Here is a 16361-nt window from a genome sequence, read left to right as displayed (position 1 = left end):
TCAGAACGTCAGCGCGAACTGATCGGCTGCAATCGCGCGGCGCCGGGCCGCGCGTTTCGCCCGGGGTTCGACGGCGGGGCGTGCGTGCAAGGCAGGCGGCGCGTCTTGTACGACGAGATGAAACGACGGCCGCGCATCGCACGCGATCCATTCCGGCTGCCCGGATGCGAGGCGCTTCGCGGTCAGGCCGTAGACGTCGGAATCGAACGGGCGGATATCGGGCGCGCCGGCGAGCAGCGGCGCGATGTCATCGCGCGTCGCGCATGTGCCGAGATAGCACCAGCGGTCGATCACGTGCCACGCCTCGCGGCCGGTCGCTTCGTCGCGCTCCGGGACGGCGATCGGCCCCGCGTGCGGCCAGCGCACGAGGCGCGCGCTTTCCAGTGCGGCCAGCGCGCGTGCCGCATGATCCGCGAGCGTTTCGGCGCCCGCGCACGATCCGAGGCAACGTTTCACCTGATAGCCGAAACAGCCGCGCCCGCGTGACGGCGGCGCTTTTTCGAGGCCGAGCGTCGCGTGACAGAGATTGTGCTCGTCGGCGAGATGGCGCAGGAACGCATGGGCCTTTGCACGCGATGCGAACACGCCGAACAGATGTTCCTCGCGCGAGAGATCGCGCCTGCCCGCCTTCACGAGCGCCGGTGCGGCGGCGCCCGGCAGCCATTGCCACGCACAGGCGCCCCAAGCACCTTTGAGCAGCCGGTTGTGCGTCGGCTTCAGGTCCTTCACGAGCTTCGCTTCCAGGAGCAGCGCGCCGAGTTCTCCGACCGTCTCGCGGCATTCGATGCGACGGATGGCCTGCGAAATCGACAAGTCCTTCGCGAGCCGGTGATCGCCCGAAAAATGCGCCGCGACGCGCTGTTTCAGATTGATGCTCTTGCCGACATAGAGCGGCACGTCGTCGTCGCCGTGAAAGAGATAGACGCCTGGCGCCGACGGCAGCGCATCGAGCGCGCCTTCGGGCAGCGCGGCGGGCAGGCTCGCGCGCTTCACGAGCGCCTTGATCGCGGCATCGACGAGATCCTGCGAATAGAGCGCGTGAATCTTCTGCCAGAACTGCCAGAGCAGATCGGCATCGGCGAGCGCGCGATGGCGGCCTTCGGGCGCGAGGTCGAGCCGCGCGACGAGCGCATCGAGACCATGCCGCTCGACCGAAGGAAAGAGCGCGCGCGAGAGCCGCACCGTGCACAGCGTATCGGCGCGAAACGCGATGCCCGCGCGGCGGAACTCGTTCTTGAGGAACCCGTAATCGAAGCGCGCGTTGTGCGCGACGAAGAGCTTGCCGTGGAGGCGTTCGGCGAGCGCGGGCGCGAGCGATGCGAAGCTCGGCTGGCCGCGCAGCATCGTGTCGTCGATGCCGGTCAGGCGCGAGACGAAGGGCGGCACCGGCACGCCCGGATCGACGAGCACGCTCCAGCGCTCGATGCCCGCGGTGCTCGCTTCCACCACGCCGATTTCGGTGATGCGATCCGCGGTCGCGTCCGCGCCGGTGGTTTCCAGATCGACGAACACGATCGGACGCGCGAGTCCTGCGAGCAGGGCGTCGGCGAGGGAATCGGCTTCTTCGAGCGCTTCGGACATGATCAAACGCGGAACGTAGGCGGAAAGTCTAGCGCGAAACGCGCATGCACCATGAAGAAGCGGCAAAAAATTGGCGCACGTCGCGCACTTTCGTCCGATACTGCAGTAAAACGCGCTGAAGAACGAGAAGGACGCCACGATGCAGATCTACGATGAAATGCGTCAGGATGACGGCGTGCGCCGCCACTACGCACGGTTTTCTCGCTGGCTCGCGATGCAGAGCCCCGAGACGATCGCGCGAAAGCGCGCCGAAGCGGACGTGCTGTTCCGGCGCGTCGGCATTACGTTCGCGGTGAACGGCGACCTGTCCGGCACCGAGCGGCTCATTCCGTTCGACATGATTCCGCGCATCATTCCCGGCGACGAATGGCGCGTGCTCGAAGCCGGCCTGCGGCAGCGCGTGCAGGCGCTCAATCTCTTTCTCCACGACATCTATCACGACGGCGACATCGTGCTCGCCGGGCGCATTCCGGCCGACCAGGTCTACACGAATGCGCAGTATCGTCCGGAGATGCAGGGCGTCGACGTGCCGCTCGAGGTGTACGCGCATATCGCGGGCATCGACGTGGTGCGCGCGGGCGAGGCGGGCGAGTTCTACGTGCTGGAGGACAACCTGCGGGTGCCGTCGGGCGTCTCGTACATGCTGGAAAACCGCAAGATGATGATGCGGCTCTTTCCCGAGCTGTTCGTGCAGAACCGCGTTGCGCCCGTCGCGCATTATCCCGATCTGCTGCTGGAGACATTGCGCTCGATCGCGCCCGAGGGCGTCGACGATCCGGCCGTCGTCGTGCTGACGCCCGGCATGTACAACTCGGCGTATTTCGAGCACACGTTTCTCGCGCAGCAGATGGGCGTGGAGCTCGTCGAAGGCAAGGATCTCTTCGTCGACGATAACTATGTCTTCATGCGTACGACGCACGGGCCGCGCCGCGTGGACGTGATCTATCGCCGTGTCGATGACGACTTTCTCGATCCGCTCGCCTTTCGCGCGGATTCGGCGCTCGGCATTCCGGGGCTGCTCACGTCGTATCGCGCGGGGCGCGTGACGCTCGCGAACGCGATGGGCACCGGCATCGCCGACGACAAGTCGATCTATCCGTTCGTGCCCGACATGATCGAGTTCTATCTCGGCGAAAAGCCGATTCTCAACAACGTGCCGACGTATCAATGCCGCAAGCCCGACGATCTCGCCTATACGCTCGCGCATCTGGCCGAGCTCGTCGTGAAGGAAGTGCACGGCGCGGGCGGCTACGGGATGCTCGTCGGGCCCGCGTCGACCAGCGTTGAAATCGAGGCCTTTCGCGCGCGGCTCGTCACACGGCCCGAAGGCTATATCGCCCAGCCGACGCTCGCGCTGTCCGCATGCCCGACCTTCGTCGGGACGGGCATCGCGCCGCGCCACATCGACTTGCGGCCGTTCGTGCTCTCCGGCCGCGACGTGTCGATGTGCGCGGGCGGTCTCACGCGCGTCGCGTTGCGCGAAGGCTCGCTCGTCGTCAATTCGTCGCAGGGCGGCGGGACGAAGGATACCTGGATGGTCGAATGACTCTCTGCACATGACATCATGCTGAGCCGCACTGCCGATCACCTCTTCTGGATGGCGCGCTACATGGAGCGCGCCGAGAACACCGCGCGCATGCTCGACATCAATCTGGAAGGCTCGCTCCTGCCGCAGACGCCCGAGCAGGAGGCGCGTGCGCAACGCTCGGTGCTGAAGATCTCCGAGCTGGAGGCCATGTTCGACGAGCGTTATCCAGACGCGCATTCGCGCGAGGAGATGCTGCATTTCATGGTCGCGGACGCGCGCAATCCGTCGAGCATCCTCTCCTGCCTGCAGGCGACGCGCGAGAACGCGCGCGCGGTGCGCGGCACGCTCACGACCGAAGGCTGGGAGACGATCAACTTCACCTGGCTCGAGTTCAATCAGCGGCTCGCGGACAGCGAGCTCGAAACGAGCCCGGATGCGATCTTCGAATGGGTCAAGTACCGTTCGAATCTGTGCCGCGGGGTGATGCAGGGCACCGCGCTGCGCGACGACGCCTTCTTCTTCATGCAGCTCGGCGCGTATCTGGAGCGCGCGGACAACACGGCGCGCATCCTCGACGTGCGCTTCGCGGACGCCACGCCGAACTCGCGCGAGGCGGCGCGCCAGCTCGAAGACTTCTATTACTGGACCTCGATCCTGAGTTCGGTCTCGGCGCTCGAGATCTATCGCAAGGTGTATCGCGATGTCGTGACGCCGGCGCGTGTCGTCGAACTGCTGATCCTCAACGAGCAGATGCCGCGCTCGCTGATCGCGTCGCTCGATGGCGTCTGCGAGACGCTCGCGAAGCTGCGCACGGAGGCTTCGAAGGAATGCGAGCGCTTCGCGGGCAAGCTGCGCGCGGACGTGCTGTACTCCGACATCCGCCAGATTCTGGAGGCAGGCGTGCACGCGTGGCTTACGCAGTTTCTGAAGCGCGTCGACGAGCTCGGCCTGCGCGTGATGCACACCTTCCTGATGCTGCCGATCGCGTGAACGGGGGCGTATCGATCATGCTGCTGACCATTCGCCACGACATCCGTTACCGCTACGCCGCGCCCGTCACGTATTCGATCCAGCAGTTTCGCGTGACGCCGGCGAGCGGCTCGTCGCAGATCGTGCGGCACTGGCATGTCGAAGCGCCGGGCAAGCTCGACGCCGCCCGTGACGCCTACGGCAACGCGCTGCATACGCTCGTGCTGACGAAGCCGCACAGCGAGATCCACGTGAGCGTGAGCGGCGAAGTCGAAGCCGAAGCGCTTGTCGACGGCCGCCTGTTCGACGAGGCCGGTCCGATCCCGCTCGAACATTTCACGTGCGCGACCGCGCTGACCACGCCCGATGCGGCGATCCGCGATCTCGCGCATCGCGTGCCCGCGCTCGATACGTCCGCGTCGCTGATCGCGCTGGCGGAGCGCATCGGAGAGCGCATGCAGTATCGAAACGAGCAGGCCGATGCGCCGGGCACGGCGGCGCAGGCATTCGGGCGCGGCGTCGGCAACGCGCAGGATCATGCGCACCTGATGCTGGCCTGCTGCCGCGCACGGGGCGTGCCGGCGCGCTGCGTGAGCGGCTATTTCGACGCGGGCGCGGATGAATCCGTCGCGGTGCACGCCTGGGTCGACGTGTGGGTCGAGCACGGCTGGGTCTCGCTGGACGCGACACGAGCCGCGTTCGCCGGCGAGCGCCATTGCCGCCTCGCCGTGGCGCGCGACTACGAGGCCGCGGCTCCGGTGCGCGGCTCGCGCGTCGGCGGCAAGGAGGAAACGCTCGCGATGCGCGTCAGCATCGACGCGCGATCGGATCAGTGAATGCGCCGCGCAGGATGGATGCGGTGCGCGGGCGCGCTCAGTACAATGATGGTTTGCTTGTTTCAGGACGGATTGACATGACTTATTGCGTGGGCATGTGCGTGGACGAGGGACTCGTATTCCTGTCCGACACGCGCACCAACGCCGGCGTGGACCACGTGAGCGCCGCGCGCAAGATGGTCGTTTTCGAACAGCCGGGCGAGCGCGTGATCGTCCTGCTCGCGGCGGGCAATCTCGCGCTCACGCAGGCGGTGACGCATCTGCTCGCGGAGCCGTCCGATCCCAACGCGCCCACGCTCTACAGCGTCGCGACGATGGCGGAAGCGGCGCGCATCGTCGGCGATGCGGTGCGGGAAGTGCATCGGCGCGACGCGCTGTCGCTCGCGGAATTCAGCGTCGACTTCAATTGCAGCTTCATCCTCGGCGGGCAGATCTGCGGCCAACCGCCGCGCCTCTTCATGATCTACGCGGCGGGCAATTTCATCGAATCGACGCGGGTGTCGCCGTATTTCCAGATCGGCGAGTCGAAGTACGGCAAGCCGATCATCGATCGCGTCATTACGCCCGCGTCGCCCCTCGACGAAGCCGCCAAGTGCGCGCTCATTTCGATGGATTCGACACTGCGCTCCAATCTGTCGGTCGGCCTGCCGCTCGATCTGCTGGTCTACGAAAAGGACTCGCTGCGCGTGACGCGCTTCGCCACGCTCGACAACAACAGCGCGTACTACCAGATGATCAACAAGACCTGGGGCGAACGCCTGCGCCAGCTCTTCGGCGAGATTCCGAACCCGTCCTGGACCGAGCTCGAGAACGTGCCGCTGCGCCCGCGCGAGACGCGCAGCACGGTGCCGCGGCTCGTGATCGGCGATCTGCCGTGCGGCTCGGACGCACCCGCGCAGACGCTCGCGGAAGACGTCGATCCGGCGGCCAATGCGCCGCAGCAGCAAGTGCTCTCAGCGCGCAGATGACGGGCATTGCAGCGGCCGGGTCATGCCTGCCTTGATCGCCCGCATCCGTTGCGGGGAATCGGCGAGCACGGCGTTCACGCCGAGGCAGGCCGCGGCCCGATAGTCGTCGGCGTTGTCGATGCCGATCGCCAGAATCCGCGCCTCGCCCATCTTGCGGAAGCACGCTACCGCTTCGGGCGTCCAGAGCGTGGCCGTCACCGCCGAGCGCGCTTCGCCGAGCGTGAAGGTTTCCACCAGCTCCATCTTTCTCGCGAACTCGAACGCCGTCCATGTTCCGGGCTGCGGCGCGTCTTCGCACGTCTGCGCAAGCGCAACGGCGGCGAGTCTTGCGCGGGTCGCATCGCGCGACTCGAAGACGCGAGCCTGAGGATACGCCGCGAATGCCTTCTGGTATGCGGCGTCGGTCGAATAGATCAATACGCGCTGCCAGGCGTTTTCCTGGTCGAGCACGCGCGCGACGGCAGCGGCTTGCGGGTCGGCGGGAAGGGCCTTCATGTCGAGCATCACGGGTACGGCCGGTGGAATCGCGCGCAGGGCCTCCGCGAGCGCGGGAATGCGCACCGGCTCGTCGCGATACGGATAACGTTTCGCGCCGCCCGCGTCGGAACGGGCGAAGTTCCAGCCCGCGTTCAGGCGCTCGAGCGCGGCGAAATCGAGCGCGGCGACCGCGCCTTTTCTGTCGGTGTTCGCCGAGAGATTGGCCGGACGGTAGAGCACCGGCACGCCATCGCGCGTGAGCTGCACGGTGAGCCAGATCGCGTCGGCGTGATTCGTCAGCGCGCCTTCGATGGCGAGCAGCGTGTTTTCAGGGTAATCGGCCGTGCCGCCGCGATGCGCGACGATCATCGGCAAGCCGGATGAATCGTCGGCGTGGGCGGACGGGATGCTTCCTGGCCCGCACCCTGCGCTCGCGATACAGGCGGCGAGCGATGAAGCGAGCATGAAAGAGCGAAGGGAAGTGCAGGACAGCGGCATTGCATGGAACTCCCGGTTGTTGATGTCCGGGCGATTCTGCGACGGCCGGTTGCCGACGTTGCGCGCGTCTGGTTGATTTCGACGATTTGTTACGTCGCAGCGCGCGCAAAAAAAACAGCCACCGGCAAGACCGATGGCTGTTCGAGGGTACTGCGGTCCTCCAGACGCGGCACTCGCGTGCCACGCCAGTCGGTTGTTCTTAGAACTTGTGACGCAGACCGAGGATCACGAGCTCCTGGTGGCTGCGGCCACTGCTGAAACCGAAGTCGCTGATCGAGGCTTGGGCCGTGGACGTCGTCACACCATCCGCGTTGCGCTGCGTGCCGCTTGCGTGCTGATACGCGCCGACGGCGTAGACGTCGGTACGCTTCGACAGCGAGTAGTCGGCACCCAGGCTGACCTGATGATACGTAGCCGACGTGTCGCCGCTGGCGTGCGTGTAGGTGTAGCCGAGGCCGAGCAGCGTGGCAGGCGTGAGCTGGAAGTTCACGAAAGCGTTGCCGGTGTTGAACTTCTCTTGCTCCGTGAAGAGTGAATTGCCGTCGTTCTTGTACTGCGAGAAGCTATACGAGCCACCGACCGTGAATGCGCCGAACACGTACTGGCCTGCAGCGCGTGCGATACCGATCGAGTGAGCGGTCTGATAGCCGACGTTGATCGGGGTGTTGAACAGCGAGTCCGACGACGGGCTGTTCCAGCCAGCGGTCGCGCGATTCGCGCTCGGGTTGTTCACGTAGAGGTAGCTGGCCGCCGCAGCGAACGGGCCGTTGTTGTACGTCGCAGCACCGCCCCACGTCTGGCCCTGGCCGGTCGTGCCCGCCAGATTGCTGAAGCCGTAGATGCCTTCGAACTGGAAGCCAGCGAACACCGGCGACACGTACTTGACGGCATTGTTCACGCGCAGGCTGTTGTCGTAGTTGTCCACGTCGCCCGGCGTCGCGAAGGCTGCACCCCAGTAGTTGTCACCCGTGATGCCCTGGACCATGTCGACCGACGGGTCATACTGACGACCCAACGTCACGGTACCCCACTGGGCTCCGCTCAAACCGACGAATGCCTGACGACCGAATTCGCGACCGCCCTGATTGAGCCTGCCGGTGCCCGGATCAAAGCCGTTTTCCAACTGGAAGATTGCCTTGAGACCGCCGCCCAGGTCTTCCTGACCCTTCAAGCCCCAACGCGGACCGGACAGGGTACCGTTGATCATGCCGAACAGCTTGTCGCCGTTTTCGTTGGCGTGGCTCACATAGCCAAGACCGGTATCGATCACGCCATACAGCGTCACGCTCGTTTGTGCCTGTGCCGCGCCCGCTGCGCCGAGCAGAGCCAGCGAGAGGGACGTCAGTGCGAATCGTTTCATCGAATTCTCCACGCGAATGATTAAAATCGTTGTTGCCGGCGCAGAGAATAACGCAACGTTTCGTAACTTAAGAAATGAAAAAATATAGACTGTCTCGAAAAACACACACTCGGGCGTGACGCCCGCCAGTCAAGCTTCTCCGGCGGTGTTTCGAGGAATTTCGCGATGACAGGCGCGGTCTCGAAAAGTTCCGCGCGAGCTGCGGGTTTTAGATCCGGCGCTTTCGTTGCGGCGTTCGATTACCGTCGATTCAAATAACAAACGGCTTTTTCGGCGCGCGATTTTTCGGATTCGCCGGACAGCCGCGGTATGTCCGTTTCGCGACGTTCAATCGTCATATCGTTCGGACTCGCGGCGGGAAAGCAGCGCCACCGCCACGCCCGCGCTCGCGGCGACGAGCACCGCGCGCCACGGATGCCGGCGCACCGCCTCATTGGCGCGCGACGCCTGGCGGCCCGCGCCGATCATCGCCCGCGCGGTGGCGCGCGTGGCCGTCGATTCCGCCCGCACGAGCCTGCGCGAGAGCTCCAGCGCCCGCGCCACGGCGGACACCTTCCTGCGCGCCTGTCCGGTCAGTTGCTGCGCGTGCTGGGCGCGCGCGCCGATCGCGCGTCTCGCGCTCGCGGTGACTGGCGCGTCGGCGCGCGCGCTCGCGGGTGTGGTCGGCGCGATCGTGGCCGCGGCGGCCACCGGCGCGGCCACGCGCGTTGACGCCGCGAGCAGCGAGCCGATCTTTGCGCGGCTGCCCGGCGGCACGCGGCTGTGATCCTGCATGCCCCAGGCGCCGCGCGGATCATGCAGGCGCGCCCGCGCCGCCGAAAACTCCGCGCCGAGCAGCAGCACGGCGGCGGAGAAATACAGCCACATCAGGAGCACGGCGAGCGAGCCTGCCGCGCCGAATGCGCTCGCGGTGCCCGCGTGCGTCAGATACACCGCGAAGAGTTTCTTGCCCGCCGAGAACAGTACCGCCGCGACCATCCCGCCGACGAGCGCATCGCGCCATTGCACGGGCGCGTCGGGCAGAAACTTGAGCAGCGCGCCGAACGCCACCGAGAGAATCGCGAGACCGGCCACCATCTGCACGACGTCGCCGATGATCACGAACGGCGAGTCGCCCCAGAGCCACATGCCGACCGCCTGGATCGCCGTATCGAGCACGAGCGAGACGATCAGGAGAAACGCGACGCCGAGCACGAGCCCGAACGAGACGAGCCGCACCCGCACCATCGCCATCACGCTGGAGCGCTGCTCGCCGGAAAGCGGCCACACGATATTGAGCGCGGTATTGAGCGAAGAGAACGTCGCCGACGCGCCGATCGCCAGCAGCACGAAAGAGATGATCGCGGCGATGCCTGTTCCGCCGCTGCGATGCGCGTTCTCGACGATGCTCTGCACGCCCGCCGCCGCCTGATCGCCGATGAGCCCGTTTACCTGATGGAACAACTGGCCGCGCGCGGCTTCCGGCCCGAACACCCAGCCCGCGACGGCGATCACCATGACGAGCGTCGGCGCGAGCGAGAAGGCGGAGTAGAACGCGATGCTCGCGGCCATCGCGGCGCAGCGGTCTTCCGAGAACTTCTTGAGCGCGCCGAGCACCCATGACGCATCCTTCCTGACCTGGGTTTCGATTTTCTGCGTTGAGATGGAACTCATCACGGACCTCTCGGTTCGATAGACACGCGGGCGGCGCGTTCGGGGTTTCAGCCGGTCGAGCACGTTCCATTCCAGAACGTGGGTAAGTGTGCGCGCTCCGGGCGCGGGGTTTGCTCACGTCGGACGATTGCGGCGTCCGCAGGACCGATGCTTGTCATCGGTCGCACGGACGAAACACGGCCGCGGATCACCGTCGTGTCCGAAGCAGCCGCGGGCACGCGTGAAGACGTGCGCTGCATGGGAAGGGCGCGGCCGACGCATCCGTGCAAATCCCAAGTCGAGCTTTCTGTCAGGATTCATCGTGCACCATATACTTTAGTCATCCACTTTACGACGCGCCGAGGGCAATCATGCTCCAAATGTCACGGCGACAGTTCCTCAAGGTCTCCGCGAGCACGCTCGCCGGATCGAGCCTGGCGGCAATGGGCTTCTCTCCGGCACCCGCGCTTGCCGAAGTCCGGCAATACAAACTGTCGCGCACCACGGAAACGCGCAACACCTGCCCGTACTGCTCAGTCGGGTGCGGCATCCTGATGTACGGACTGGGCGACAACGCCAAGAACGCCAAGTCCAGCATCATCCACATCGAGGGCGATCCGGATCATCCGGTCAATCGCGGCACGCTCTGCCCGAAGGGCGCCTCGCTCATCGACTTCATTCACAGCCCGAGCCGGCTGACGTACCCCGAGCATCGCGCGCCGGGGTCGAACGAGTGGAAGCGCATCTCGTGGGAAGACGCGCTCGACCGCATCGCGGCGCTGATGAAGGAAGACCGCGACGCGAACTTCGTCGAGACGACGCCCGACGGCAAGAAGGTCAACCGCTGGCTGACCTCGGGCTTTCTCGCGGCGTCGGCGGGGAGCAACGAGGTCGGCTATCTGACGCACAAGACCGTGCGCAGCTGGGGGATGCTCGGATTCGACAATCAGGCGCGTGTCTGACATGGCCCGACGGTGGCAGGTCTTGCCCCGACGTTTGGCCGTGGAGCGATGACGAACCATTGGGTCGACATCAAGAACACGGACCTGATTCTGGTGATGGGCGGCAACGCGGCCGAGGCACACCCGTGCGGTTTCAAGTGGGTGACCGAGGCGAAGGCGCATAGGAAGGCGCGTCTCATCGTCGTGGATCCGCGCTTCACGCGCACCGCATCGGTCGCGGATTTCTACGCGCCGATTCGCACCGGCACGGACATCGCGTTCCTGGGCGGCGTGATCAACTATCTGCTCACGCACGACAAGATCCAGCACGAGTACGTGAAGAACTACACGGACATGTCGTTCATCGTGCGCGAGGACTTCGCGTTCAAGGACGGCCTGTTCTCGGGCTATGACGCGGAGCACCGCAAGTACGACAAGACGAGCTGGGACTACGAGCGCGGCGAGGACGGCTACGTCAAGACCGATCCGACGCTTGCCCATCCGCGCTGCGTCTACAACCTGATGAAGCAGCATTACGCCGCCTATACGCCGGAAATGGTGACGAAGGTGTGCGGCACGCCGACCGACAAGTTCCTGAAGGTCTGCGAGATGCTCGCGACGACCGCCGTGCCGAATCGCGCGGCCACGATCCTCTACGCGCTCGGCTGGACGCATCACTCGGTCGGCGCGCAGATGATCCGCACGGGCGCGATGGTGCAGCTTCTGCTCGGCAACATCGGCATCGCGGGCGGCGGCATGAATGCGCTGCGGGGGCACTCGAACATCCAGGGTCTGACGGATCTCGGGTTGATGTCGAACCTTCTGCCCGGCTACATGACGCTGCCGATGGAAGGCGAGCAGGACTACGAGGAGTACATCAGGAAGCGCGCGGCGCAGCCGCTGCGGCCGAACCAGCTGAGCTACTGGAAGAACTATCGCGCCTTCTACGTGAGCTTCATGAAGTCGTGGTGGGGCGACAACGCGACCGCCGAGAACAACTTCGGCTATGACTGGTTGCCGAAGCTCGACAAGTCCTACGACATGCTGCAGGTCTTCGAGCTGATGGCCGCGGGCAAGATGAACGGCTACATCGCGCAGGGCTTCAATCCGCTCGCCGCGGCGCCCAACAAGGCGAAGATCGGGCTCGGGCTGTCGAAGCTGAAGTGGCTCGTCATTATGGATCCGCTCGCGACGGAGACCTCGGAGTTCTGGAAGAATCACGGCGAGTTCAACGACGTCGACGCATCGAAGATCCAGACCGAAGTCTTCCGCCTGCCAACGACGTGTTTCGCGGAGGAGCGCGGCTCGCTCGTAAGTTCGTCGCGCGTGTTGCAATGGCACTGGCAAGGCGCGGCCGGCCCCGGCGAAGCGAAGAGCGATCTGGAAATCATGTCGGGGCTGTGGCTGCGCATGAGAAAGGCGTATCAGGAGAAGGGCGGCAAGTATCCCGATCCGATCCTGAAGATGACCTGGCCGTATGCGGACCCCGAAAGCCCCACGCCCGAAGAGCTCGCGATGGAGTTCAACGGCCGCGCACTCGCCGACGTCACCGATCCGGCGGATCAGACGAAAGTGCTGGTGAAACGCGGCGAGCAACTCGCGAGCTTCGCGCAGTTGCGCGACGACGGCTCGACTTCGAGCGGCTGCTGGATTTTCTGCGGCTCGTGGACGCAGGCGGGCAACCAGATGGGCCGCCGCGACAACTCGGACCCGACGGGCATCGGCCAGACGCTCGGCTGGGCATGGGCGTGGCCGGCGAACCGGCGCGTGCTGTACAACCGCGCATCGTGCGATCTCAACGGCAAGCCGTTCGATCCGTCCCGCAAGCTGGTCGCGTGGAATGGACGCGCATGGTCGGGGCCGGACGTCCCCGATTTCAAGGTGGACGAGCCGCCCGACAAGGGCATGAGCCCGTTCATCATGAATCCGGAGGGCGTGGCGCGTTTCTTCGCGCGCGACGGCATGAACGAAGGGCCGTTCCCGGCGCATTACGAGCCGTTCGAGACGCCGCTCGGCTACAACCCGTTCTTCCCGGACAACAAGGCGGTCACGAGCAACCCGGCCGCGCGCGTGTTCCCGGATGATCGCGCCGCGTTCGGCACCGCCGACAAGTTCCCGAACACGGCGACCACTTATCGCCTGACCGAGCACTTCCACTACTGGACCAAGCATGCGCGCCTGAACGCGATCATTCAGCCGCAGCAGTTCGTGGAGATCGGCGAGGAGCATGCGAAGGAAGTGGGCGTCGTCGCGGGCGATCGCGTGAAGGTGTCGAGCAATCGCGGGCATATCGTCGCGGTGGCGCTCGTCACCAAGCGCATCAAGCCATTGATGGTGGAGGGCAAGAAGGTGCACACCGTCGGCCTGCCGCTGCACTGGGGCTTCAAGGGCCTCACGCAGCCGGGCTATCTCGTCAATACGCTGACGCCTTCCGTGGGCGACGGGAACTCGCAGACGCCGGAGTTCAAGTCGTTTCTCGTGAAGGTCGAGAAAGCATAGGGAGAACGAGATGGCACTGCAATCGCTGGATATCAAGCGGCTCTCGGCCACCACCACGCCGGCCCCGCAGGTGCGCGATCCGTCGACGGGCACGGTGGCGAAACTGATCGACGTGTCGAAGTGCATCGGCTGCAAGGCGTGCCAGACGGCGTGCATGGAGTGGAACGACCTGCGCGACGACATCGGCTACACGACCGGCATCTACGACAACCCGCGCGACCTCACGGAGCACTCGTGGACGGTGATGCGCTTCACCGAATACGAGAATCCGAAGGGCGATCTCGAATGGCTGATCCGCAAGGACGGCTGCATGCATTGCGAGGACCCGGGTTGTCTCAAGGCGTGTCCCTCGCCGGGCGCGATCGTGCAGTACACGAACGGCATCGTGGATTTTCACGAGGAGAACTGCATCGGCTGCGGTTACTGCATCACCGGTTGCCCGTTCAATATTCCGCGTCTGTCGAAGGAGGATCATCGCGTCTATAAGTGCACGCTCTGTTCGGATCGCGTCGCGGTCGGGCAGGAGCCCGCGTGCGTGAAGACGTGCCCGACCGGCGCGATCATGTTCGGCACCAAGGTGGACATGCAGGCGCAGGCGGCCGAGCGCGTCGAGGATCTGAAGGAGCGCGGTTTCGCCAACGCCGGTTTGTACGATCCGGCCGGCGTGGGCGGCACGCACGTGATGTACGTGCTGCATCACGCGGACCAGCCTGAGCTATATCACGGTCTCGCGAAGGACCCGCACATCAGCCCGCTCGTGTCGGTCTGGAAGGGCGTGACGAAGCCGCTCGCGATGATCGGCATCGGGCTCGCGGCGCTCGCGGGCTTCTTCCATTACACGCGTGTGGGACCGAACGAAGTGAGCGAGGAAGAAGAACTCGACGCGCAGCGCGAAGCCGAGGAAGTGCGGCGCCGGCGCGAAGGCGGACAGGAGCATTCAGATGAAACACGATAGCGAACTGCGTGATGTCAAGGGCAATCGCCTGATCCTGCGCTACACGCCGAACGAGCGCACGAACCACTGGATCACCGCGATCACGTTCGTCCTGCTCGCGCTTTCCGGGCTCGCGATGTTCCATCCGTCGATGTCATGGCTTTACGCGGTGTTCGGCGGCGGGCAGTGGACGCGCATCCTGCATCCGTTCGTCGGCTGCGTCATGTTCGTCTCGTTCCTGATCCTCGCATTGCGCTTCTGGCATCACAACTATCTGGACAAGAACGACGTCCAGTGGATGAAACAGATGAACGACGTGCTCGCCAATCGCGAAGACCGGCTGCCGGAGATCGGCAAGTACAACGCGGGACAGAAGATCCTGTTCTTCGTGATGGTGGCGAGTCTCGTGTTGCTGCTGCTGAGCGGGATCGTGATCTGGCGCGCGTATTTCGCGTTCTACTTCCCGATCACGGTGATCCGCATCGCGTCAGTCGTGCATGCGGCGACGGCGTTCGTGCTGATCGTGTCGATCATCGTGCATATTTACGCGGCGCTGTGGGTCAAGGGGTCGATCGGCGCGATGACGCGCGGCACCGTCACTTATGGATGGGCGAGGAAGCATCATCCCAGGTGGTTCAGAGAGATTATCGGGAAGTAGGCGTGAAGGTCAGTCGAGAATGGTCTGAAGGCGCGCGAGGGCGTCGTTGATCACCTCGACGGGGCGCGTTCGATCTTGCGGGCGCCGCGCGGGGGGAAGTCACCCCGTTTGTCGTGCCTCATTGCCGGATTCAAACTTACACGCACGATGTCGCCCCGTTCGAATTTGACACGCCTTACCATGCTTCGCGTCCCACCGGCCTGGTGCCGTTCCAGTCGGCCAGATCCTCTGGAACGGACGCCTTCAGGTCGCATTGCGCGACGCGTTCTTCCAGCGAATATTTGGGGCGTGCCGGAGCGAGCATGATTCCTTCCGGACGGATATCCACGATCAGCTTGTCACCCAGCGTGAGATGAACCTGATCGAGCAGAGCCGCTGGCGGGCGGACGGCCGCGCTGTTGCCCCATATCAGAAGATGCGGAGAAGTTTCGGACCACTCTGATCCCGCGCATATAAGCTGATATGCTTGATCGACCGCCCCCTCCGCGAGGAACCACCCGTGGTCCAACGCATCGTCGAAGCCGCGCAAATCGAATCGCTCGATCAATCGGCCATTCCGCGCCTGCGCATGCCCGAGCGCGCCACCGTCTTCGCCGCGCGCGCCGCGCGTCTCCTGCAGCTTGCCGACGCGAGCAATCCCATCTCCGGCTATCTGCACCTGATGGCCGCGCTCGCCGATGCCCAGCAGCGCGTGCTCACGAACTTCCACGCGCCGATGCCTTCGCGCGAATCGATCGAATTGAATCAACGCCATTCGATGCCGATCGTCCCCGCGCTCACGGATGCCCGCGATCCCGCCTGGCGCGACGTCCTGTTCATGCTGCTCGACGATATCGACGCCGCGGGCGCGCTGACGCCGGCGCTCGTGCAACTCGTCGTCCGCCTGCGCACGACGGATGCGGCCGCGCTCGATGCGCAAGCCGACGCGATCCTCTCACTGCGCTTCGCCGAAATCGATCCCGCCGCCGCGCCCTTCATCATGGCCGCGCTGCAGGTCGTGTGGACCGATCTCGCGAGCCGCATCGACATGAAAGACGTGCCGTATCTCGACACGCCCGGCGTTTGTCCGGTGTGCGGCTCCGTGCCGGTGGCGAGCATCGTGCGCGTGGGCGGCGCGTACGAAGGCTATCGCTATGTGCAATGCGGGCTGTGCGCGACCGAACTGCACGTCGTGCGCGCGAAATGCTCGAACTGCGATTCGACCAAGGGCATCGCCTATCACGCGATGAGCGCGGTCGACGCCCGCGACGAAGACAAGACGGAACTCGCGCGCAAGGCGCCGCTCAAGGCCGAGTCGTGCGACGAATGCGGCACGTATCGCAAGATCGGCTATCAGGACAAGGCCTTCGACTTCGAGCCCTACGCGGACGATCTCGCGAGCCTCACGCTCGATCTGCTGATGGGCGATGCGGGCTATCGGCGCGCGGCGCCCCATCCGTGGCTGTGGCCGGAACAGCCGAAAGACGAGCGATGAGCGACG

13 protein-coding genes and 1 pseudogene are annotated in these 16361 nt (G+C 65.1%); 8 read left to right on the top strand and 6 right to left on the bottom strand.

The window, feature by feature from the left end; all coding sequences use genetic code 11:
- On the bottom strand, nt 1-1581 hold the full coding sequence (locus tag AWB83_RS27735) for a 3'-5' exonuclease family protein (RefSeq protein WP_087048838.1): 1581 nt from the start codon (nt 1579-1581) through the stop codon (nt 1-3).
- Nucleotides 1582-1720: 139 nt separating this feature from the next.
- On the opposite strand from AWB83_RS27735, the gene AWB83_RS27730 reads away from it, so the two are divergent.
- The 4 genes from AWB83_RS27730 to AWB83_RS27715 all read left to right on the top strand — a co-directional run bounded on the left by AWB83_RS27730 (nt 1721) and on the right by AWB83_RS27715 (nt 5882).
- Entirely contained in the window at nt 1721-3127 is a 1407-nt protein-coding gene (locus AWB83_RS27730) for a circularly permuted type 2 ATP-grasp protein (RefSeq protein ID WP_087048817.1), read from the top strand.
- An 18-nt stretch (nt 3128-3145) separates the two neighbouring features.
- Entirely contained in the window at nt 3146-4099 is a 954-nt protein-coding gene (locus AWB83_RS27725) for an alpha-E domain-containing protein (protein ID WP_087048816.1), read from the top strand.
- 17 nt (nt 4100-4116) lie between these two features.
- Nucleotides 4117-4914, top strand: a complete 798-nt coding sequence (locus AWB83_RS27720; protein ID WP_087048815.1) for a transglutaminase family protein — start codon at nt 4117-4119, stop codon at nt 4912-4914.
- A 77-nt stretch (nt 4915-4991) separates the two neighbouring features.
- Entirely contained in the window at nt 4992-5882 is an 891-nt protein-coding gene (locus AWB83_RS27715; RefSeq protein WP_087048814.1) for a proteasome-type protease, read from the top strand.
- Here the strand turns inward: AWB83_RS27715 and AWB83_RS27710 are convergent.
- From AWB83_RS27710 to AWB83_RS27700, 3 genes are all read right to left on the bottom strand, one after another.
- The gene (locus AWB83_RS27710) at nt 5868-6824 is read right to left on the bottom strand and encodes a glycerophosphodiester phosphodiesterase family protein (protein WP_244197912.1); all 957 of its coding nucleotides are present in this window, start codon (nt 6822-6824) and stop codon (nt 5868-5870) included. The two genes, AWB83_RS27715 and AWB83_RS27710, sit on opposite strands and share 15 nt — an antisense overlap.
- A gap of 232 nt (nt 6825-7056) precedes the next feature.
- The gene (locus AWB83_RS27705) at nt 7057-8217 is read right to left on the bottom strand and encodes a porin (protein ID WP_087048837.1); all 1161 of its coding nucleotides are present in this window, start codon (nt 8215-8217) and stop codon (nt 7057-7059) included.
- Nucleotides 8218-8544: 327 nt separating this feature from the next.
- On the bottom strand, nt 8545-9870 hold the full coding sequence (locus AWB83_RS27700) for a YihY/virulence factor BrkB family protein (protein ID WP_087048812.1): 1326 nt from the start codon (nt 9868-9870) through the stop codon (nt 8545-8547).
- Between the two features lie 350 nt (nt 9871-10220).
- Between AWB83_RS27700 and fdnG the strand changes: the two genes are divergently transcribed.
- From fdnG to AWB83_RS27685, 3 genes are read left to right on the top strand one after another with little or no spacing between them, the layout of a single operon-like run.
- Complete coding sequence (gene fdnG / locus AWB83_RS27695) at nt 10221-13289, top strand: formate dehydrogenase-N subunit alpha (protein WP_087048811.1); 3069 nt, start codon at nt 10221-10223, stop codon at nt 13287-13289.
- A 10-nt stretch (nt 13290-13299) separates the two neighbouring features.
- Nucleotides 13300-14244: a formate dehydrogenase subunit beta gene (gene fdxH, locus AWB83_RS27690; protein WP_087048810.1), complete on the top strand. Its 945-nt coding sequence runs from the start codon at nt 13300-13302 to the stop codon at nt 14242-14244.
- Nucleotides 14231-14881 carry a formate dehydrogenase subunit gamma gene (locus AWB83_RS27685; protein WP_087048809.1) on the top strand — a complete coding sequence of 217 codons (651 nt, stop codon included), beginning with the start codon at nt 14231-14233 and terminating at the stop codon, nt 14879-14881. Before fdxH ends, AWB83_RS27685 begins: the two co-directional genes overlap by 14 nt.
- A 9-nt stretch (nt 14882-14890) precedes the next feature.
- On the opposite strand, the pseudogene AWB83_RS37895 reads toward AWB83_RS27685, so the two are convergent.
- Together AWB83_RS37895 and AWB83_RS27680 are read right to left on the bottom strand one after the other, a co-directional pair.
- Nucleotides 14891-15063, bottom strand: a pseudogene (locus AWB83_RS37895) (putative type II toxin-antitoxin system PemK/MazF family toxin).
- Nucleotides 15057-15410 carry an AbrB/MazE/SpoVT family DNA-binding domain-containing protein gene (locus AWB83_RS27680; protein WP_374729145.1) on the bottom strand — a complete coding sequence of 118 codons (354 nt, stop codon included), beginning with the start codon at nt 15408-15410 and terminating at the stop codon, nt 15057-15059. The pseudogene AWB83_RS37895 and the gene AWB83_RS27680 overlap by 7 nt, the downstream one beginning before the upstream one ends.
- On the opposite strand from AWB83_RS27680, the gene fdhE reads away from it, so the two are divergent.
- Entirely contained in the window at nt 15381-16355 is a 975-nt protein-coding gene (gene fdhE, locus AWB83_RS27675) for a formate dehydrogenase accessory protein FdhE (RefSeq protein WP_087048808.1), read from the top strand. The two genes, AWB83_RS27680 and fdhE, sit on opposite strands and share 30 nt — an antisense overlap.
- Nucleotides 16356-16361: the final 6 nt, after the last annotated feature.

The sequence above is a fragment of the Caballeronia ptereochthonis genome (assembly GCF_001545075.1).
GTDB lineage: Bacteria > Pseudomonadota > Gammaproteobacteria > Burkholderiales > Burkholderiaceae > Caballeronia > Caballeronia ptereochthonis.
Note: the sequence above shows the minus strand (reverse complement) of the source record. Positions and strands in the feature narration are given on the sequence as shown.